The following is a 22,296-nucleotide window of genomic DNA, read 5'->3' on the forward strand; positions in this document are numbered from 1 at the left end:
CTACAAACGTTGCCGCCATGCTTGAAGACCGCACAGATCACACAAACGCTTTTAGCGAACCCAATGCACTTGCTTTATCCAAAAAAATTTTCGCGTCCACCGGTCTTAGCCTTATAGAAGTTATCGGTCAGGATGCCGCAAAACTGTTACAAGGCCAGCTGACGTGCAATATTAACGATTTAATGGCATCGCAAGCCAGTATAGCCGGATTCTGTAACGCCAAGGGCCGAGTCATCAGTACACTGTTGGTAGTTAAATCGCCGGCGTCTTTTTACCTGATATTGCCAGCGGATTTGCTCGACACGGTGTTAAAAAAATTGCGGATGTACGTATTGCGTGCCGATGCAACATTGCAGGATCAAACTGGAAACATGCGTATTTTGGGCATATCGGGTTTTGCGCCTGAGATAGACGCTCCGACAGGTAATTTCGCTGTAGGGCAAATACCGTTAACGACCATTAAACTACCTGGCGCCCCGCGTTATTTGACACTGGGTACACCTGATCAGATCGATGAATTTGCCGGATTACTCAGTAGCCGATACGAATTCGAGTACGGCTGTCTGGACGAGTGGCGTTATCAAGACATCTCCACTGCCCTACCCTGGTTCGATATTAACCAATCGGAACAGCACATACCGCAGATGTTGGGTATTGACCAACTTGGCGGCATCAGTTTTAGTAAAGGCTGCTACACAGGCCAAGAAATCGTGGCTCGCAGCCACTATCTGGGCAAAGTTAAACGCGCGCTGTTTATCGCCGAGTGTCAGCCCTCAGCCAGCGGCGTGGTTAATGGCTGCAAGGTGTTGGACGGTATTTCTCAGCAAAGCATGGGCTGCGTATTGGCTAACTCGGTCTGGTCCGGAATAAACCGGGCGCTGGTGGTCCTGCAAATAGTTGATGGACTGCCAAAAAACCTTATACTTGATGACGACTATCGTACGCCTATCGCGATAATTTAGGATCAATAGCGGAAATTCAATCCATGCAATTCAAATCTGTTCAAGACTTTTTAGTCCATGTGCAAGCGGAACTAGACGCCAACCGATTAATCCTGCCTACCTTGCCGGATGTCGCCATCAAAGTCCGCGACGCTGTCAGTAAAGGCGATGCCACCGCGCAAAGCCTGGCCGAGATCATCGCAACCGACGCCGCCATTTCCGCCCGTTTGATACAAGTGGCCAACAGCCCTCTGTATCGCGGCACCATGGAAATCAAGAATATCCAAATGGCCGTAACCCGGCTCGGCAACAACACCATTCGCACGCTGATTACCAGCTTGATCATGCAGCAAATGTTCACGCCTACCACGGCGCTACTGGAAGGCTATTTCCGCAGCACCTGGGAGCAAGGCGTCAATGTCTCGGCGATCAGCCGGGCTTTGGCTGCATTCGTGCCGCATTTAAACGCCGACGAAGCCATGCTGGCCGGGCTAATCCATCAAATCGGTAAATTACCAATATTGACACTAGTCGAGAAAATTCCGGAATTTAGAGATAGCCCATCCCGATTAGACAAGCTGCTGGAGAAAGCCCACCCGCATGTCGGCAAACTGATCATGAACACCTGGAATTTCCCGGAAGAACTTAAATTGGTGCCTTCCGAATATGTAGATTTTCAGCGCGACTCAGGCTCTAAAGCCGATTATGTCGACTTGGTGCAAGTCGCTTTTCTGCAAAGCATCGCCGGCACCGATCACCCCGCCTGCCGCGTCGATTGGAACACCGTACCGGCCTTTGTTAAATTGGGCATCCAGCCCGATACCGAAATTTTGGAAATTGAAGGAGTCTCGGAAGAGATCGAGCTTGCCCATTCAATGTTCCTTTGAGACATAACAACACATGATAGACGCCCACGACGCCGCCCGGTTTCGCCGCTTAGGCACACTAACCATCTTTGCTGTGTATTTCGTGATTCTGGTTGGAGGCATTGTCCGCGCCTCTGGTGCCGGCATGGGCTGTCCGGACTGGCCGACCTGCTTCGGACAATGGGTGCCACCGACTCACGAGTCGCAATTGCCGGCCAATTACCATGAAATCTATGCGGCGCGCGGTTACGAAAGCACCGCCTTCAATCCGGTAAAAACCTGGACCGAATACACGAATCGTCTGGTCGGCGTGACGATTGGTTTTCTGATTTTTCTTACTGCCTGGACTTCCAGGGTTTACCTGAAAGCCGATAAAGCCATTTTTTATTTAGCATTATCGGTGTTTTTGCTGGTCGGATTTCAGGGGTGGCTGGGTTCGGCCGTGGTAGCGAGTAACTTAAAGCCCTTGATGATAACGCTGCACATGTTGTTGGCCTTATTTATCGTCGCGCTGCTCATATACGCGATTGCCAGATCGCAAAAACCCCTACTGCAAGCCATCGACAGCCATTGGCTAACGCCGCGATTTGCTTTGGTTTTAAAAATTGCCATGGCAATGACTTTGCTGCAAGTAGCAATGGGCACCCAAGTCAGGGAAGCGGTCGATTACATTGCTCATGAGCACAGCTATATCGACAGGCAATATTGGCGCGATAGTTTCCCGATCATTTTTTATATTCACCGCTCTTTTTCATCAGTCATTTTGTTCACCAACCTCTGGCTGGCCTGGCAAATTTATCAACAAGCCGACAAACAGAGCCTGCTGTTGCGCACGGCTTACGTTTTAGTAGGATTGATCGTTACCGCCATTTTGGCTGGCGTCAGCCTGGACAGACTGGGATTTCCCGCCGTCGCTCAACCGGTACATCTGTTGATGGCTAATCTGATTTTTGGCGCGCAATTTTTCATCTTTATTTGCTTAAATTACTCGTCCAGAAAAGCAAACTGAACAAGCCAGGATTTTACGGTAATTATCAATAAGTTAAGCAATATCAGACTAAGTTGCGATACAATGCCGGGCATAGCTAGCCCATGGCCGGCAACTCTCTTTTTTTCTACAGGTATTATTAATGTCCGACGCCCCTTCCTCCGCCACGCCTTCCTTTAAAGATTTATCGCTTTCAGACACCATTTTAAAAGCGCTGAAAAGTGTCGGTTACGAAACCCCTTCTCCGATTCAAGCACAGATTATTCCGTTCGTCATGGCTGGTCGCGACGTGTTGGGCCAAGCCCAAACCGGTACGGGTAAAACAGCTGCATTCGCCTTGCCGATTTTGTCGCGTATTAATCTCAATCAAAAAGACCCGCAAGCTTTGGTACTAGCTCCTACGCGCGAATTGGCGATACAGGTTGCCGAGGCTTTCCAAAGTTATGCCGCCCATATCAAAGGCTTTCACGTCTTGCCAATCTACGGCGGCCAGGATTACACCAGCCAGCTACGCCAATTGAATCGCGGTGCGCATGTCGTAGTGGGTACACCGGGACGAGTCATGGACCACATGCGCCGCGGCACACTGAAACTGGACCAACTCAGCACCCTGGTGTTAGACGAAGCCGACGAAATGTTGCGGATGGGCTTTATCGATGACGTGGAATGGATTCTGGAGCAAACCCCATCGACGCGCCAAACCGCGCTGTTCTCGGCCACCATGCCGACCGAAATTCGCAAAATTGCGCAGAAATACCTGAACAACCCCGAACAAGTCACCATCAAGGTTAAAACCGCCACCGCCGCCAATATTCGCCAACGCTACTGGTTTGTCAGCGGTGTGCACAAAATGGATGCGCTGACCCGTATTCTGGAAGCGGAAAACTTCGACGGCATGATCATCTTCGTCAGAACCAAAACCGCTACCATCGAAGTCGCGGAAAAATTGGAAGCACGCGGTTTTTCAGCATCGGCGATCAACGGCGACATGTCGCAAGCCTTGCGCGAGCGGGCTATCGATAATCTGAAAAGCGGTAAACTGGATATTCTGATCGCCACGGACGTTGCGGCCCGTGGTCTGGACGTGGATCGTATCACCCATGTCGTCAATTACGACATCCCTTACGACACCGAATCTTATATCCATCGTATCGGCCGTACCGGTCGTGCCGGCCGCACCGGCGACGCGATTTTGTTTGTCTCGCCGCGCGAAAAACGCCTGCTGGCCAATATCGAGCAAGCCACGAAACAAAAAGTCGAAGAAATGCAGTTGCCTTCCACCGACTTTATCAACAACGCCCGCATCAACCGTTTCAAACAGCGGATTACCGATACACTGGCCGGCGAGGAACTCAGCTTTTACAACCAATTAATCAACCAATATCAGGTTGAGCATAATGTCCCGGCACTTGACATTGCAGCGGCGTTAGCCAAGTTATTGCAAGGCGATACACCTTTGCTGATGAAAGAACCCAGCAGAAAACCGCGTAAAGACGCCGAGGAAAAAGGCCGTTCCGACCGCAATGATCGTGGTGATCGTGGGCCGAGACGGGAAAAAGGTCGCGTCGGCGCGGTAGAAATGGAAACCTTCCGCATCGAAGTAGGCCATGCCGACGGCGTGAAACCAGGCAATATCGTCGGGGCTATCGCCAACGAAACCGGTATAGACGGCGATCATATCGCCCGCATCAAAATCGAGGAGCACTACAGCACCGTAGAACTGCCCGCCGGCATGCCCAAAGACTTGTTCCAGGCCCTGAAAAAAGTCCGGGTAGTCGGTAAACCTTTGGATATATCCAAATTCGACCCGGCTTTGGTGAAAAAAGACAAAAGTAAAAAACGGGTCGGCTCACCATCAAGACGCGGCAAAAATAAAGACCAAGCCGAATAATCGTCCCCTCGGAATGGACTACAAAGGCTTAGGTTGGAAAACCTAAGCCTTTTTTATTGCCTTGCGGCTTGCAATGCCAAACTTGCGCCGTACACAAGTTCATCGAATTGCACCGGCTCTCTACGACTGGACTATTTGAATGGAATAGTGAACTGCGGTTGGAATACTTTTTAGCACCAGCAACTCAAGCAACAATTAAATTCAGCAACACCGCTTGATGCCATTCCATTTGCGCTGCGTTTCAGCCGCAAAAAATCCTTTTCGACTTAACGGCGGAAACTGCCCGGCGTGATGCGCTTGCCAATGCAGCAAATAACGCTCATAAGCGGCATCGCCATTGAGGTGACCCCAGAATGACCGCACACACCTTAGCAATCTGCTCATAAGGGTCTCGATTAATCTTTACGCTGTGGTGCCAGCTTAACGCATTCGAACATCAGATCGTCGAATTCGTCCTCGCTGTGCTTGCTCGGACTATATTGCAAACCGCATTCGCGATCTTCGCGGATATGCTTGATGTTACCGTGTATCGACATCGCCACCCGCGACTCCGGCAGTATGATGGAAATCCGCAATTCCGCTTCGTCCACTGCTTGACCCAGAGGTTCTTTCAAGCGAATTTTTATGCCGCTGTAACTCATATCAACAACTTGGCCGTCAATGATGATCTCGCCGCCGGGCGGTGGCGGTTCGATGATGATGTGCGCCACGAGTCCTTCCGGGTTAAAACGTATTCTGCTACGGTTTTCATTCTCCACTGCAATGCTCCATATTTTGATCCTGAGAGTATAGGCAGAAACGCCGACACGGCAAAATTTATCTGACATCAATACTCTGCCGATTCGGCGCGGGTGTTCGCCAATATCGTTGCCGTTTGGCTCGCTCGGCTATCGGCTGAATTGTTTCGGGCCCACTACGCACCGAAATAGCGCCCTGTTCGGCCGCATTCAACCAAGCCATGCCAAGCTGGCTATAGCGTTCGATAACCTGGCGATGCGGAAAACCAAAACGGTTTTGATAACCGGCAGGAATCAAAATAAGCCTGGGATTAACTTTTTCAAGCAAAGCCAGGCTTGATGAGGTTTTGCTGCCATGGTGCGGTGCCAACAATACGTCGCTGGCAAGTTTGTCAGCGTACTCTCGCACCAACCAGTTTTCGGCTGTTTGTTCGATGTCGCCGGTCAGCAAAAAAACCTGCTGTGCGGAGCTTACTTGTAATACGCAGGAGTTATCGTTATCACCGATGAATCCACTTTCCGGCGGGGACAGCACCTTAAAAGTAACTTCATCCCAACGCCAGGTTTGTCCGGCCCGGCAATACTCGCCATGTTCGCGTGCGGCCCATTCAGGAACGCTGCTAACAGACTTGTCTACCGGCAATTCGGCAAATATCGACTCCGCGCCGCCACTGTGATCGTTATCGCCATGACTAATCACCAAACTATCAACCCGAGAGATACCCTGCTCGCGTAAAAACGGCAGGACCACTGAATCGCCCATGTCGGAATATTCCGAATAACGTGCGCCGGTATCAAACACCAGAGTATGTTCCGCAGTTTGCAGCACGGCTGCTAATCCTTGCCCCACGTCCAAAACAGTCAACCAAGCTTCACCGGGTTTCGGTTTTTCAACATCAACCAGTAATAACGGCAAAAACAGTAACGGACTTAAATACCGGCACGGAAAGCCCCTTGGCGCTAACAGCAGAAGCACGCCGATGGCCGCCAAGCCAATCGCATACCATGGCGGCGGGAGGCAATAGATGCTGGCTAATGGTAATTCGGCCATGTGCGAAAGCACCCACCACAAGCCTTGCAAGGCATAGTCCAAAACTTGCAGCAACAGCGCTCCGCATGCCGGCCAGATAAACAATAACACCACCGCCAACAAGGCCGGCGGCACGATCAATATACCGATAACCGGCACTGCCAACCAATTTGCGACAGGCGATATCAACGATACTTGCTGAAAAAACACGACCAATAAGGGCGACAAGCCCACGGCCGTGGCCAATTGCGCGGCGCCGGCTTCGCGCCAATACGAAGGTCTGCCCAATCGGCCCGCCGACACGTAAATCAATAATGCCACTGCCACGAATGACAGCCAAAAGCCGACCGACAGCACCGCCAACGGATCGAACAGCAAGACAGCCAGCAACGCCAGCAATAAAACTCGCATCGGCGCGGTGTTACGCTGCCAAGCGATTGCTGCCAACGCCACGCTGAGCATCACCACCGCACGTAGAGTGGGCACCGAATAGCCCGCCAAGCCGGCGTAAAACAGCGAAGCCAGCCAAGCGCACAATGCGGCGGCCCGTTGCGGCGAAATGCTTAATATCCCGGTCCAAGCCCACAGCCGTCTGCTCCAAAGGTAAATCAGGCCGGCGATCAGACTGATATGTGAACCGGAAATCACGATTAAATGCACCACACCGGTGAGTCTAAACACGCGCCATTGCTCTTGGGTGATTGCGTTTTGGCTGCCGATGGTCAATGCTTTTATCACGCCTAACTGTCCACTGCCGGGCAAAGCCGCGTCCAGTCGGTTGGCAATCGCTTGCCGACACTGAGCAAAATATTGACCGGCACTCGGCGATAAGCTCACGATTTGCGGCGGCGGTTTATCGCGCACATAACCCGTAGCACCGATATGGTTGGCAAATAACCAGGCTTCGAAATCAAAGCCGCCGGGGTTGAGGCGGCCGTGCGGCCTGCGCAACTTAACCCGGAACTCCCAGCCCTGCCCCGCAGCTAAGTTGAGCTTTGGGTAATACCAGCTCAGGCGAATTTTATCCGGAAAGTTGCCGGAGGGCGCCGTGACAATAAAATCAAAATTGGTGCGCTGCTCTTGTTGTTGCGGCAGACTGGCGATATAGCCTTGAATTTTCACTTCCTGGTTTTGATAGGTATCGGGGAGTTGTTGGGACAGCCGCCAGCTACCCAATAGACTCGCCCACAGCACCCCAGCCAGCAGCGCGAAAAATCGCCAATGGTGCCGATAAATCAACAACAAGCCGCTAACCACCAAACCGATAAACTCGAACAGACTAGGCAAGCGGCTGAACTGTTGGACAGCAACAATTCCGGCCAGAAATAGCAAACTGCTCAGATTCATCGCCTCTCCGACCTACATTTATCCTGTATAAAACGCCTCATATCTCTACCAATCAAACTCCGCCGCCCTGCGTATTTCACGCAGTCTAGCCGATTTTTTAAACTTGTCTGCGGCGCAACGGCTGTCATGGGCTGGTTGTTGTTGCATTAATCCTGCAAAATAGCCGGTTGCCGTGCCTGGCAAATGCTGTTTTTTAAATTTATAGCGTCTAAGGCTGCTGAAGGCGGGCTGTCGCTAAATCTCCCACTGTATACCCCATGCAAGAAACCCATTACCCGCTGATTGTCCGCCCACGCTTTATCCTGAATGCCCGCAAATGGTGGCGCTTGTGCCATGTTTATCTGGCACTGAGTTTGGGACTCATCTTCGCGCTGATCGGCTTGACCGGCAGTTTGAGTATTTACCGGGAAGAATTGGATAGCTTGCTCAATCCGCAATTGCGCGTCGATACCCCACAATCAACGGCTTTATCGCTGGACAAAATCGTCGCGGCGGTACGTGCTGCCCATCCGGATCGGCACGGTGCCTGGACCTTGGAAATGCCGCGAGCACCGGACGGCATGATCACCGCCTGGTTTGAAAAGCCCAAGGAAAGCGTAGACGCCTTTTATGCGCCTCTGATGGTCTCGGTCAATCCTTACACCGGCCGGGTTGTCGACAGCCGCTTATGGGGCCAAACCCTGACGACCTGGCTGTTGGATTTACATACCCAACTGCAATTGGACGGCTTTGGCCGAAATGCGTTGGCGGTTTTAGGCGGCTTATTAATGTTGTCGGTACTCAGTGGTTTGTACCTGTGGTGGCCGGGCTGGCCCAAGTTGTGGCGCGCCTTTTCGCTGCGCCACGATGCCGGCTTGATGCGGCTAGTATTTGATTTGCACCGACTACTGGGCGTAGCCAGTTCCGGCTTTTTAATGTTGCTGGCCTTCACTGGTTTTCATCTGGCCTACCCTAGCCTGCTGGAGAACCTGACCGCCGCGTCCGGCATGGGACATGGTGACGCCGGCCCCAATGTGCGCAGCAGCGCCATACCCAATGACAGGCCGACCAGTCTGTCGGAAGCAATCCTCGTGGCCCGCGGACCGTTTCCCAGCTCGGAAGTCCGGCGAATTACCACCCCGGTTGGCGAGCTGGGGACGTATCGGATCAATTTGCGCCAACTTAACGAGATCAATCAACACCACCCGTTCACGACCGTTTGGGTGGACCGCTGGAGCGGACAAATTCGCGATGTGCAAAACCCCAGCCAATTCTCAGCCGGACAAACATTTACCACCTGGCTTTGGCCGCTCCATACCGGCGAAGCCTTGGGCGAAAGCGGCCGCTTGCTGTGGTTTTTTGTGGGATTGACGCCGACATGCCTGTTTTTGAGCGGCTTATTACACTGGTTACACCGACATGGCTGGGTCGCGGATCGAGAAATCAACCTGAAACAGGCGACAGACGCGGCGACAACTGCTTGCATGACGACATTAAAACGCGCCGCCAAGGCAATTCTTAGGGTCGTGATCCCCGCTGCTAACCGTTTTTTGCAAAAAATCTACGGCCGAATCAGGCGGATAAAAAGACTAAAGTAGTGTTTTCAGCACCACTTCTTAAGGAAATAGCACTTTCGCCAATTCCTGAGTTTTTAAATATTGGCTTTGCAGGTCGGCAAATATCTCAGCCTGACAGGCCGGGCTGATGCTCAGTTTCTCAAAGGCCGAGACCGGCCAGGTTTCTTTATCGTCGAACACACTACCCACCATATGCGTCGCCGCGCCGACCAAAGCTGCCTGCCGCCAATAGCTGCCTTGATAACCCGGATTGCGATGGTACCGAATAATCGCCACCAACGCTTCGGGTATTCCCCAGGAAACGGTCAGATGCGCCCCGACTTCGCAATAATCGGTATGCAGCAATTTGCGCAAGGCTTGATTCAAGTCCAATTCGGGATTGGCTTGTTTAAAACGCAGGGCCTGGTGGGTTTCTTCGGGCATGATGTCGGCCATGCAGAGCAAGCCGATATTGTGCAGGATGCCGCCGGTATGCACGGTTTGCGGCAAGTGTTCATTGCCCCGCTCCGCCGCAAGCTCGTCGGCCAGCGCACGGGCAGCGTGCGCCACCAGCATGGTACTGATCCAATAGCGTTTGATATCGAAACTTCGGCAATCCCTGATATTAAACGGCTTCATCACCGCCAAACCGATACCGACGCCCCGGACAATATTTAATCCCAGTTTCAAACAGGTTCTTTCCAATGACGTCACCGGTTCGCTGGAGTTGTTAAACCACGCTGAATTGGCCAAGGCAATCAGTCGCGACGAAATCGTGGCATGCCCCGCCAGAATCTTGGCTAACCGGGCATAATCCAGATTATCGTCGGACAAGGCTTTGACCACTTGATGAACGTCGTGCGGTAAAGAAGGCAGCCGTTTAATATCTGCAAAGCGTTCCGGCAATTCAAGATCAGTCATAATTGTTTCGATGAATATCGTTATGGGCTGGTTTGGAGTGAATAAATTCCAGCCGGAAATCTTTGTCAAACATGGCCGGCACTTCGGCGGCAGTCAAAGGTTGACTAAACAAATAGCCTTGCACCACTTGGCAGCCCAAGCCGCTCATCACCATGGCTTGCTCTATCGTCTCCACGCCTTCCGCCACCAGCGAGAAATCCATCGCATTGGCCATGCCGATAATCGTCCCGAGCAAAATGGGGGTTTGCGGATTAAACAGCACATCCTGAACAAAGGTTCTGTCGATTTTCAGACAATCCACCGGCAACTGCTTCAGCGACGCCAGCGACGAAAAGCCGGTGCCGAAATCGTCTATCGCGATTTTCACTCCTATGCCCTTTAGTTTTTTAAATATCTCTAAGTCTGCCGCCGTTTGCATGGCACTTTCCGTGACTTCGATTTGTAAATAGTGAGCCGGCAATTGGGTATGTTTGAGGATTTCCCGCAACGTGAACGGAAATTGCGGATCGCGGAAATGGCTTGCAGAGACGTTGACAGCCGTGGTGAATAACGGCAGCCCTTGATTTTGCCAGGCAATTAATTGTTCGCAAGCCTGTTGAATAGCCCAGTCGCTAATTTTACCGATCAAACCCAAAGCCTCAGCCAAAGGAATAAACTCGCCGGGCCCAAGCAAACCGCGCAACGGATGTCGCCAGCGCACCAAGGCTTCGAGACCTATCATTCGCCCATCCAACATACTTACCTGGGGCTGATAATACAATTGCAATTGCTGGTGCTCCAGCGCGTCGCGCAAGGTTTGCTCGTCTTGCATGCGCTTAATCGCCAGGCCCGTCATCTCAGGCCGATAGTAAGCGTAGCGCTGTTTGCCGGCGCTTTTCGCTGCGTACATGGCGGTGTCGGCGGCTTTCATCAAGTCGTGCTCGTTCTCGCCATCTTTTGGATAAATAGCAATACCGATACTGACGCGGGGCTTTAAATGGTGGGTATCCAAAATTAAAGGTCGGTTGATTTCCTGCAAACAGCGTTCGGCGATTTCCATGGCTTGAAATTCGTCGGTAATGCTGCTGGCGATAATACAAAATTCGTCTCCGCCCAATCGCGCAGCAAAGTCTTCTTCACGTACCACGCTTTGGATACGTTGGGCGATCGCTTTCAGAAATTGATCGCCGACGTTATGTCCAAAGCTGTCGTTGACATACTTAAATTCGTCCAGATCCAGGAATAGAAACGCAAACTCCAACTTGCCGCGCGCCGAGGCTTTGATGGTCTGTTGAATACGCTTGTGATAATGCACACGGCTGGCCAGGCCGGTCAACTCATCGAAATACGCCAACTGATGGATGATTTTTTCCGATTGCTTTTGCTTGGAAATATCCTGCACCGTCCCGGTGACAAAACTCTGCTGTCCGCTGCTGATCATGGCCGTATCCTGGCGGACACTGATGGGCGTTTCCAGATCCGGCCGCAAGCGGTACTCGACATACTCGACTTGTTCGCCCTGGACAGCAGCTTCTATCAAGGTCTGCACTATTTTGCGGTCCGCAGCCTCAATTAAATTCAAATAGTTGTTGAGCTCACCCCGAAAATAGTCGGCCGGCATTTGGCACATTTCCGCTAAAAACGGCGATATTTCGAATTTGTCCTGCCGCGGATCCCAAGTCCAATAGCCCAAACCGGCGATGCGTTGCGCAGCAGACAGTTGCTGCTTACTGTTGCGTAATTCCGCCGTATCATGGCTGGAGCGCAGCAGAAAACGGATGTGATGAATCAACACCACATGATTAAGCGGTTTAATGATGAAGTCGGTAGCGCCGACCTTAAATGCCCGATTTATCGATTCGATGTCTTCCAAGCCGGTAGACATAATGATGGGAATGTCGGTCATGGCGGGGTTGGCGGACATGCGCCGGCAGGTTTCAAAACCGTCGATGCCCGGCATAATCGCATCGACTATGACTAGATCCGGAATGGCCGTTTCCAGCAAGAGCAGCGCCGCTTCGCCACTCTCGGCCTCCACGACGTCGAAACCCGAGGCTTTTAACTGCTCGCCGGTAATCAATCTGAAGTTTGGATCGTCGTCTATCAGTAAAATTCGCTTGGCTTCCAGCGCTAGGTCGGTTACTCGCTTATCCATGCCGGCTTGCGGTGCATCGGGCTGCGCTACGCTGGCATGGGCAATAGCACGCAACTCGGCCAAAGCCTCCGGCAATTGCGCCTCAAATTCCGCCAGCAGTGCCGGAATTGCTGCAAGATCCGCTTGGCGGCCGGCAGTTTCCAGCAATCGGCAGGTTTTAGACAAATCCCTGGCACCCAGATTGGCACTGGACGATTTGAGGGCATGAGCCATATCGGCCAGCAAATCCGCCTGCCCATCGGCAGCGGCGTGTCTAAGTTTTTCGGCTGTTTCCGGCACGGTTTGCAGATAGAGTGCGATGGCCTTGTTTAACAAACTTACCCCATTCGCATCGTAAATATCCCGAAGCTGAGCCAGATCGGCCTGGCAAATCGGTCCGGGGGGAAATTCGCCTGCCATCACTGGGTCTTGATATGCCAGCGGAGCCGGCTCCAGTGCATTATCCGCAGCATTTGGCAGCCAATTTATCAATAGATGGCGCAGTTGTTCTTTGCTGAACGGTTTACTTAAATAGCCGTCCATACCAACCATTTCACACTGATCGTGTATGCCTTTTTGTACATCGGCGGTTAAAGCGATAATCGGAATTCGGGTCGAGGCCGTGGCTTGTTCATGCTCGCGAATTTTGACGGTTGCCGAAAAGCCATCCATAACCGGCATATGACAATCCATCAAAATTAAATCGTAACGGCGCCGGCAGGCGGCTTGCAACGCTTCCTGACCGTCTGCTACCACCTCCGCGATGCAGCCCATGCTTTCTAAGAAGCTTTTGACCACTTCCTGATTAACTAAGTTATCCTCGGCCACCAAAATGCGCCCGGATAACTTAATTTGCTCCGGTGTAACAGCGGATGGCGCCGTTTGCTCCACGGGTGCGAACGTAGCGATTTCCAGCAAGCAATTCAGCAGGCGTTGTTGAAAAACCGGTTTGTTCAAATAAAAGCTGATGCCGTATTCGTGGGTCAGGCCGGTTTTAATGCTGACATTTTCGGAGCTGAGCATGATCAACGGCAGCTTGGGAATACGCTGGTCGCGTTGAATGGCCTTGGCCAGCGTCAAGCCATCCATCACCGGCAAATGCCAATCCAGCAGAGCAACTTGAAACGGATTATTTAAAGTAGCCGCCTCGACCAATAGCTTTAGCGCCCTGGGGCCGCTATCGACGGTCGTAACGTGGGCGCCCCATAGCGAAACTTGATCGTGGAGTATGTCGCGGTTTATCGCATTGTCATCCACTACCAGGATGTGCAGACCTTCCAACGCGCTGGTATCGGCACGTTCGATGTCGGTCTGGATGCCCAATCCCAATTCTAAGCCAAAGTAAAACCGGGAACCCCGACCGATATTACTTTCCAGTCCCAAACTACCGCCCATTAATTCGACTAATTGCTTGGAAATGGTCAAACCTAAACCGGTCCCGCCATAACGCCGGGTAATGCTGCCGTCGGACTGGGTGAAACTATCGAAAATTTCCGCCTGACGCTCAGCGGCAACCCCTATGCCGGTATCGATTACTTCGAATAATAATCTGACTTTATCGCGGGTCGCGTTTTCCGGAACACTCACCTTAAGCTGCACATCGCCTTCTTCGGTAAACTTGATGGCATTGCTCAGCAGATTAACCAACACCTGCCGTAATCGTTCCGCATCGCCCTGCACAATAAAGTGCATTTGGTGCGGCAGATTCAATATCAATTCCAGGCCTTTACGGTGGGCTTGCTCCGCCATCATTTCCACGGTGTCTTCCAATAAGCGGCGCAGATCGAACTCCTGAACGATCAACTGCAATTTGCCGGCTTCGATTTTGGAAAAATCGAGAATATTATTGATGATGCTGAGTAGCGAATTGGCAGAACGGTAGGCGGTATCGGCAAATCTGGTTTGCCGATCATCCAAACCGGATGACATCAACAACTCGGTCATGCCCAACACGCCATTCATCGGCGTTCTGATCTCATGGCTCATGGTTGCCAAAAATTGCGACTTGGCTTTACTGGCTTGTTCCGCTTGCTCTTTGGCGGAGAGCGCTTCGGCGATACTGATACTCAGCTCTTGATTTTTTTCTTCCAATTGCTGGGTACGTTCGATAACTTGCCTTTCCAAAGAATCTCGGTGCATGGCTAGTTGATCGTCTCTGAACTGGATTTCGGCTAGCATGGCATTGTACACATCGGCTAAATCGCCGAATTCGTCGTTGCTGGTCTTGTTAATCCGATGCGAAAAACTCTTCTCATGTCCAACCGATTGCATGGCATCCATCAGTTTGAGTAGGGGCGCCAAAAATATTTGCTGCAATTTGGTGGTCAACATACCGATTAAGACCATGGTAAACACCACGATCAAACCCATAGTTGAATAAAACGCTTTTAATATGGCGTAGAAGCCGCTTTGGTCATCCACCAAATGCAATACCCCTACGACGTCACCATCCAGTTCTATCGAACGGACAAAATGCAGATTATTGTCGTCATCGTATTTGAATACGCTTTTTTCGCCAGCCTTACCGACAATATTATTGGTATAAGGAAACAAGCGTTCATACCAATAAGCGAAAACTTCGCCGATAAAACCATATAGGCCTTCTGAACTAGGGAGGGATTGCGCATCGTTTAATAGCGCGGAAGCTTTTTCCGCATCCCAATGACTAATACCCAGTTTTTGCGAGTGATAGTCGGCAAATAACTTGCCTTGCTTATCATATAATTCGGCATTTAATATGCTGTCCCGGGTTTTCATACTATTCAGCATAGTATTAGCCGAGACCGTATCTTCAAAAACCAGCGCCGCTGAAATATTCGACGCAATAATATTGGCAATTAATACCAGCTGCTGCTCGGTATCTTTCTTTTTTGCATAATATTCATTCACAACAATCGCAGTGCTTGCCGAAAACAGCGTCAACACAGCGATCAAAGTCATAATAAGTACTAGCTTGATCTTGATAGGCGCATTGTTAAACCATTTAAACATGCGATTATCTCTCCTAATTATCGCCGACAATTTTCGCTAAGCGCAGAAGGCTGGAACTAATCGTTAGCCCCGAGCTTTTGACCATGGCAAGATTGATATGTAACTGTATTTTTCCATCGGCATTCACCATAGCCACCATACCCCCCGATTCGATAAAATCGGTTTCTTCACCTATCGTCAACACCGGAAACTGCCTGGTATCCAAAAAAACTTGCGACAAAACACTATTGGATAATTCGCTTAAAAACAAAATATGACATTGACTTAAATTACGTAATTTGTCCGAATTAATTATTTTAATCACTCTATCCCCAACCGCTTTACCGCTAATTGAATCGAAAGATTGCAATAATGCATTGTCCCCCACCAAACAAACCTGCAGGTTATTTCCGGAATTGGCAAACGCCTGCTCCGGCCATTGCGTAAAACGGGCAAAATTAAGCGTCAATGCGGCCAACACCGTATATTGCTCAAGCGCCAACGGCGCCGCGCAAGACGCGCTTGAACTAAATAACATTAATGCCAACAGATACATTTTTATTGCGTTTTGCATATCCGTCGCAACAATAATCCAACTAAATAGAAAAAATGCAAAACAGTCTACCTGCCAGCGGCATCAGAAATTCCAACTGATTTTTCCGTACATACCCCTATCAATAAATGTTGGCAGTACCAGGTTTTCCTGTTGATATTCCAAGTGGCTATTAGTTAATAAGTTTTGGCCTACCAATGATATTTCCAGATCAGGTTCGGGGCGCCAGGCCAAGCGCGCGTCCATCGTCACATAATCGGGTATGTAACTGTTGCCGGAAGCTGTTGCTGCGGCATTGTTGCCGACGTAGCGAAACCAAACATCAAAGTCCAAATCCTGCCGAATATTGACCGCACTGCGTAAATTCATCCGCTGTTGCGGGCTGACGCCGACTACCGCCATAGCAGTTTGCGGCACTTCGGTTTTAAGCACGCTGTAATTGGCGTCCCACCGCCACCAGTCCAGCATTTGCCAGACTGTCGAGACTTCGACACCATAGGTCTTGGCCTTTAAATTATTGCTAAAGGGTAAAGGCTGGACCAACACACCGCGAATAGGATCGAAATAAACGGCGCCTTGGGAAGCGTCGCGCATGTGCGCGTAATCGTTATAAAACGCCGTCACATCCACCGATACAGATTTGATCATGGTGGTGCGGTAACCCACTTCGTAAGCAATCACATCTTCGCTGCGCAAGCTTGTGTTACCCTCCAGCGCCAGTTCCACCGGTATAAAAAATGGCGATGACGGCGGCACAACCGCTGTCGTCAAGCGCATATTGGCTTCGCCGCGCGAGGGCGTGCGCACTGCTCTGGATACCCCAGCCCAAAGCCGATGATTCAGCGCCGGCGCCCACATTAATCGGGCGGTGGGCTGGCCTTCAAAGCCGGTGAAATCGTTATGTTCAAATTTGTTGCCCAAGGTCAACCACAGCGTTTGGTCTATCAATTCCATTTCATCCTGGACGAATGCGCTGAATAATTGATTTTTCCGGTGGGCAGGAGACATGCTGAATATAGTGCTACTTTCAAGGCGATCCGAGGTTAGTTGGTAACCCAGCCCCCAAATCAATTCATGGCTATCAAACAAGCCAAAGCGATGCTGAAAATCCAAGTCAAATGTATCCCGCCCCTCGGACATCCATTCCTCATTGCGCCGATAATAGTCGTAAAACAACTGTAGGGACATGTCGGACTGGGTGGAAAACGTGTGCTGCCAGCGACCCATGATATTGCCGCCGTAAGCTTCGGCTTTATCACGGAAAGTTGTACTGTAGGGCGCTAAAATACTGGGCTTAGACAACACTTGATTGAGATGACTGTGATAAAGATCGCCCTGAAATTTAAGTTCGTCTGCTGACGACAACTGAGAATCTATGCGAAACCCGCCCTGTACTTTGTCCCAATCGTCGCCGGCGCCATGGCCTTGGGCATTGGTATTTTGATCGCGTTTGAACCCCTTGGCATAAACCCGGCCCGTCGTATCCTCGCCCAACTTGCCGCCGTAGCGAAATGCGCCAAACCCCTGTTCCTCAGTACCGCCGCCTGCAGCCACCAGACCACCCTGCGTTTTCGAACTGTGTTTGGTGATGATATTAATCACACCGTTTACCGCGTTTGCACCCCACAGCGTCGCGCCCGGCCCCCTGATCACCTCAATCCGCTCGACATCCTCCATCATCACATCCTGGTTTTCCCAGTAGGTACCGGAAAACATGCGGCTATAAGTATTGCGACCATCGATCAATACCAGTAACTTGTTGGAGAAACGCGCATTAAAGCCCCGGGAACTGACCGCCCACTTGTTCGAATCGATACGCGCCACGTCAAGTCCTGGGGCCATGCGCAGTGCCTCGGGAATACTGGTCGCGCCCGTTCGTTTGATGTCATCGTTGGTAATGACAAATATCGCGGCCGCGGAATCGTTTAAGGCTTGCGCTTTCTTGGAAACTGAAGTGACTTCAACATTCAGCAAGTCTTCCACATTCAGCTCAAGTGCGTCTTGAGATGCAGCATGCAAGACGCCGGCGTGACCAGTTAATACAAAAAATCCGACAATATATTTTTTCATAGGGTCTTATGAGCAGTGCTTTGAGTCGTTCAATCTTTATTAATCAGCAATCCCGGATACCTGGATTGCGACTCCGGCATGCGGTTTGACTATCAACCGGCCTTCATATCGACAGCGAGAGACATTCCCACAGCTTGGGGGGCCTTATAGGCCGCGAAGGGAATCAATCCGGATTCGCAGGAACAGCAATAATTAAGGATCGGGCTAACCATAAAGCATGGCGTGTAATGATCGTTTCGATATTGTTTTGCAATGTGGGCAAGTCTAGCTCAATTATCGAATTCAGACAGATGATGGGGCAGGCATGCGAGGCTTCTGTCTCCATGTTCGGCCAAGCCGGAAAAAATGCCCCGACTCGGCCGCAGGAAAATCATGGGAAATCTTTGTTTCAAGCCAGGAAATTAAGTTGCTGCACGCTGCCGGCTTGGCCTTGTTCGGTTAAATAGATACCGCTACTGGCAATTTCACCCAACGCTTGATTGGCGGTGTCTTTTAATTGAAACGGCGTCGTCAAGTGACCTAAGTAAATCGCGCCGACATTTTTATCACCCAGCGCCAATAATTGCTGCGACCCGTCATCATGCCGCTGCCAGATTCGCAGTTGTTTGTAAACGGCATCGCCGGCGTCGATAAACTGATTGTTATCGTCGTCATAAGCCGCTAAGTCTGCAAAGCCGTTGCCGCTGCGCGGACCGAACAATTCCGAACCGTCGTTGATCAGGCCATCCTGGTTTTTGTCCAATGCCAGCAGACCGCTGCCGGCTTTCAAACCGGCTATTTGATCCAAACGACCATCAGCATCGATATCGAATTGAAATCGGCTGCCGCTTAACTCTGCGGCATTGCCGTCGAAATTGATAACCAGCGGATCGGTTTTCACCGCGTCGCCGGCGCGGATACTGAGATTGGATTCGGTATAAAAGCTGCGACTCATCGACAAGGACACTGAAAAACTCAGCGCTTGCCCATCCCGGGTAGTGATACTACCTTCGGCGCTGAAATTAGTCGTTTCGCTTTCTAAATAAGACTCGGATTTTTCGTAGACCAGTCCATACCCTTCGCGCTCGGGGACGGATGTTGCCGGTGCTTGCTGCGGGGCCTGAATGGTCACAGAGTCGGCTTGCCCCTTGAGATCATCCGGTGCGAATAATTCAAAGTCGCGGCCGGTAATCTCCTTGACCATGCGTCTAATGATTTGCAACAGCAGATTATCTTTGGAACTGAGCGCCCTATCGGTATCCAGGGTTTGCGCAGCGGTTGCCGAAGTTTGCGCCGACCGGCTGAGATCAAGGGTATCTTGAATGGCGTCGCGCGCGGTTTCGGGACGAGTCTTTCGCGCTGTATTGGGGGTATCTTCCGGCTTATCGATCCAGACCCGCAGCGATTCGTTGCGTTTACTGATCTGTTGCGCTTGATGTTGACTTTGCAGGTGGACGGCGGAATTCTGGATAATCATGGCAACCCCCATAGCTCGACTGGTGTGAGCTAAATATCGGCTGCGACCCTGAAATATTAAATATTTAGTTTGTCTTCTATTTTTTGCTTGTAGTTTAGGAAATGGGCGGCTTGTAACTGCTCGTTTCGGTCTGTTCCCAACAGACGACAAGGTACATCTATTTCGGTGATGTGAAACGGATAGTCGTCGCGGTTTTTCCGATAGCCCAGTATGTGGGCGCGGATCGGTTTGAAGCTATCGGCGTTAGTAACGGAAAATTTTTCTTCGTTGCAATAGATCGCAATAGCCCCGTTATCCTCGGTCGCTATCCGGACTCTCAGATCCATCACACTGGCGCCGAGTTTGACCGGCACGGCCTGGCAAGAAAGCACCCCCGCAGAATTGCGCTGGATTTCGTAAAATTTGACACTCAAACCATCCGGCAATTGCGCGCGCGCCAGCAAGGTGTCTAAAAACACAGAATAGTGCGTGATGACGTGCTCAGGATTGGCATTGCTATGCTGATGGACAAACAGCGCGCCTTTTTCATCAAGCACATAAACACCTACGTGTTTGCTGGTTGCATGATAAAAAACCTGAATCACATCAGCCAAATTCTGCGTATATAAAGACGGAATATAGGTTTGATCCAATACGTAGGCATCAAAAAATACTGCGGAAAATTGCGGATTAGGCTTGGCTAATTCATGCAACAGTTGATTTTGCGTGTCCAACCGATAATAACCCAGGCTGCCGTTTCTAAGTTGGAACAAGCCATAACCGGTCTCGGCAGCCACGATATAGCGCTGCAAGCCGTCCCGAGCGGATGCAAAAAATTTTAGCAAATTGCCGAACAAAGATTCGATGCGCAAGATGATGCTTTTGCCGCGTACCGGGTTGTAACATAGCGCTTGGAGTTTATCGGCAGACAAGGGCGCGGCGCTGTTGTTAAACACGTCAACGAGGCAGTTAAATACTCCTTCTATGCCTATATAGCGCTGCAAGCTGGCCTCCCCCCAACTGGATACCGACAAGCGCTGAATGCTCTGGATGAAACACTGACGGCTGTCACCGTAACTTAACGGGTCTGAGCGTTCGCTCATCACCAACTGTTGATTGTTCGCGTCAATCGCCAAACTTTCGCCGAGGTTTATCAGTAACAAGGACGACGAGACGCGATTCGGCTCACCGTAAACCTCCAGATCGTTCTCCCTACCCGGCAAATAGCGGCTTAGAAACGCATTTAATTCATTAAACAGTTGATATAAATCATTATTGGCAATTTTAAGACTGGAAGTGACCAGTTGCAGATTGAGCGACTTTTTGTACAAGCCGTTTACCACGGCCCAGCATAAAACTTCGAGCAAGCTCTCGCCGGATTTAATCGCGCTTTCCAGGGAGGCTTTCTGTGACGCCGCTCGGTCATCGTATAAACACCAGCGCGGCGGCGCGTCGTCAGTCAGGACTTCCACAGCTATCAGCAGATCGGGTTTGGCGTGGACCGTGGTTCTGGTGGTGAGCACCTCGATTTTGTCGGGACGTAAATCCAGGGTGGCCCGCAATTTCCGGCCGATCAATTTCAAGTCTCTGTTTTCCCGCTGCGCCTGATCCAATGGCAAACCGGAAAACTTTAAAATCATCCGCAGACATTGTTGCAATTGATCGCGAATCACCACGTGCTCGACACTGGCTTTCTTAATGTCCCAAAATTTTTGGCTGGCTAAATTGTCCAGCAAATCCTCCGGCCATTCCCATTGATCTGCCACACTATGCAGATAATCTTCACGCTGCAAGCGCACTCTGTTCTCCGTGAGATTATCGGACGCGGCCATGATCTTCATGTAAAAACATTCCCGAATCAGATTCAAGCGGCGTTTGGACTGAGCCTGGCGCAGATAGGCATCCACTTTGCGGTACATCAGCAGGTAAGGATCCAGGCTTTCGACACTGAAATCGCCTTGATACACCGCCTGCTTCAATGACAGACACAGCCACTGCGGTTCGGGAAATTCGCTGGCATAACTTTCCATCAGCAGCAGCTTCAACAAGGACTTATGCGGGGATGTCAAAGACTTGTAGATATGCCAAAGCGTCGCACTGACGAATTCCGCCATCGGCATATCTTCTAGGCCGCCGAAATCGACGACGTCGGTTTCCGAGATAAACCGGTTCTCCAGCAAATGCGCGACATATTGCTTATAGTATTTTTCCTGTTGCGGCGGCACCAACCACCAGACCGGTATCCGCCCGGCGATGTAAATCGAGGTGCGGTAAAACTCTTCCAATAACAGATAATGTTGCGTTTCGCCGCTACTCTCTTTAGAGATCGGCGTATTTTCGCCGCGCAAAAACTGCGCCGCATCAACCAGAAAAAAATGCGTCTCAATTTTTAAGGTCGCCGCCCATTTTTCCACTTCCTGGGCTTTTTGCCGCAATTCGTTTAATTCATCCGGCGCCAAAGTGGATGAATGGCAAAGCCAAATATCAATATCGCTGTTTTTCGAAAACGCCATACTCCCGACGCTACCCATCAAAAAAATCGCCTGGATAGGATAGTGTCTTAAGGCCTTGCGCTTGTAGACAAAGCCTTTGGAAAACTGCTTAGCAACATCTGTAGTCTGCTTGTTGGGCGTGTAATCGGGAATACCCGCCGGGCCTTCCAGCGACACGAAACCGGGCAACAAGGGATGATTTTGATGAAACAGTAACGGCAGTAACTTCAAAAAATCCTGCTGCCGCGGCTGCAAAAAACTTTGTACATGTTGCAAACGCAACTGATTGAAGTGCTTGAATCGTTGGGCAACTGCATATAGATCTTTTTTGCTGATCTCTTCGCCCGGCGCGCCTAAATGGATGGGTAGGAATCGATTGGTCAAAACGGCCGCGCCTAAATCAAGTG

14 protein-coding genes are annotated in these 22,296 nt (G+C 50.8%); 5 read left to right on the forward strand and 9 right to left on the reverse strand.

The window, feature by feature from the left end; genetic code table 11:
* The first annotated feature begins 17 nt into the window (after positions 1 to 17).
* From ygfZ to QLH52_RS10350, 4 genes are all read left to right on the forward strand, one after another.
* Positions 18 to 962, forward strand: a complete 945-nt coding sequence (gene ygfZ / locus QLH52_RS10335) for a CAF17-like 4Fe-4S cluster assembly/insertion protein YgfZ (protein ID WP_319961480.1) — start codon at positions 18 to 20, stop codon at positions 960 to 962.
* A 23-nt stretch (positions 963 to 985) separates the two neighbouring features.
* The gene (locus QLH52_RS10340; RefSeq protein ID WP_020481918.1) at positions 986 to 1,828 is read left to right on the forward strand and encodes an HDOD domain-containing protein; all 843 of its coding nucleotides are present in this window, start codon (positions 986 to 988) and stop codon (positions 1,826 to 1,828) included.
* A gap of 13 nt (positions 1,829 to 1,841) precedes the next feature.
* Complete coding sequence (locus QLH52_RS10345) at positions 1,842 to 2,816, forward strand: COX15/CtaA family protein (RefSeq protein WP_319961481.1); 975 nt, start codon at positions 1,842 to 1,844, stop codon at positions 2,814 to 2,816.
* A gap of 121 nt (positions 2,817 to 2,937) precedes the next feature.
* Entirely contained in the window at positions 2,938 to 4,686 is a 1,749-nt protein-coding gene (locus QLH52_RS10350) for a DEAD/DEAH box helicase (protein WP_319961482.1), read from the forward strand.
* A gap of 201 nt (positions 4,687 to 4,887) precedes the next feature.
* Here QLH52_RS10350 and QLH52_RS10355 read toward each other — a convergent pair whose 3' ends face one another.
* Genes QLH52_RS10355 through QLH52_RS10365 form a run of 3 tightly spaced genes read right to left on the reverse strand, consistent with a single transcriptional unit; the run spans position 4,888 to position 7,800 of the window.
* Positions 4,888 to 5,070: a YbdD/YjiX family protein gene (locus QLH52_RS10355; RefSeq protein WP_101052613.1), complete on the reverse strand. Its 183-nt coding sequence runs from the start codon at positions 5,068 to 5,070 to the stop codon at positions 4,888 to 4,890.
* Between the two features lie 11 nt (positions 5,071 to 5,081).
* Positions 5,082 to 5,513 (reverse strand): PilZ domain-containing protein, encoded by a 432-nt coding sequence (locus QLH52_RS10360; RefSeq protein ID WP_225892859.1) that lies wholly within the window; start codon positions 5,511 to 5,513, stop codon positions 5,082 to 5,084.
* Entirely contained in the window at positions 5,503 to 7,800 is a 2,298-nt protein-coding gene (locus QLH52_RS10365; RefSeq protein WP_319961483.1) for a DNA internalization-related competence protein ComEC/Rec2, read from the reverse strand. The genes QLH52_RS10360 and QLH52_RS10365 overlap by 11 nt, the downstream gene beginning before the upstream one ends.
* A 257-nt stretch (positions 7,801 to 8,057) precedes the next feature.
* Between QLH52_RS10365 and QLH52_RS10370 the strand changes: the two genes are divergently transcribed.
* Positions 8,058 to 9,377 carry a PepSY-associated TM helix domain-containing protein gene (locus QLH52_RS10370; RefSeq protein WP_101052611.1) on the forward strand — a complete coding sequence of 440 codons (1,320 nt, stop codon included), beginning with the start codon at positions 8,058 to 8,060 and terminating at the stop codon, positions 9,375 to 9,377.
* Positions 9,378 to 9,395: 18 nt separating this feature from the next.
* Here QLH52_RS10370 and QLH52_RS10375 read toward each other — a convergent pair whose 3' ends face one another.
* The 6 genes from QLH52_RS10375 to QLH52_RS10400 form a co-directional block, all read right to left on the reverse strand.
* Complete coding sequence (locus QLH52_RS10375; protein ID WP_051670511.1) at positions 9,396 to 10,256, reverse strand: HDOD domain-containing protein; 861 nt, start codon at positions 10,254 to 10,256, stop codon at positions 9,396 to 9,398.
* Entirely contained in the window at positions 10,249 to 15,360 is a 5,112-nt protein-coding gene (locus QLH52_RS10380) for an EAL domain-containing protein (RefSeq protein WP_319961484.1), read from the reverse strand. The genes QLH52_RS10375 and QLH52_RS10380 overlap by 8 nt, the downstream gene beginning before the upstream one ends.
* Positions 15,361 to 15,373: 13 nt before the next feature.
* Positions 15,374 to 15,913, reverse strand: coding sequence for a YfiR family protein (locus tag QLH52_RS10385; RefSeq protein WP_319961485.1), 540 nt, complete (start codon positions 15,911 to 15,913; stop codon positions 15,374 to 15,376).
* Between the two features lie 63 nt (positions 15,914 to 15,976).
* A complete protein-coding gene (locus tag QLH52_RS10390; protein WP_319961486.1) occupies positions 15,977 to 17,962 on the reverse strand; it encodes a TOL_0244 family TonB-dependent receptor in 1,986 nt (661 codons plus the stop codon).
* A gap of 388 nt (positions 17,963 to 18,350) precedes the next feature.
* Positions 18,351 to 19,418, reverse strand: coding sequence for a hypothetical protein (locus QLH52_RS10395; protein ID WP_319961487.1), 1,068 nt, complete (start codon positions 19,416 to 19,418; stop codon positions 18,351 to 18,353).
* A 56-nt stretch (positions 19,419 to 19,474) separates the two neighbouring features.
* Positions 19,475 to 22,273: a class I adenylate cyclase gene (locus QLH52_RS10400; protein ID WP_319961488.1), complete on the reverse strand. Its 2,799-nt coding sequence runs from the start codon at positions 22,271 to 22,273 to the stop codon at positions 19,475 to 19,477.
* Positions 22,274 to 22,296: the final 23 nt, after the last annotated feature.

The organism is Methylomonas defluvii, assembly GCF_033949435.1.
Taxonomy (GTDB): Bacteria; Pseudomonadota; Gammaproteobacteria; order Methylococcales; family Methylomonadaceae; genus Methylomonas; species Methylomonas defluvii.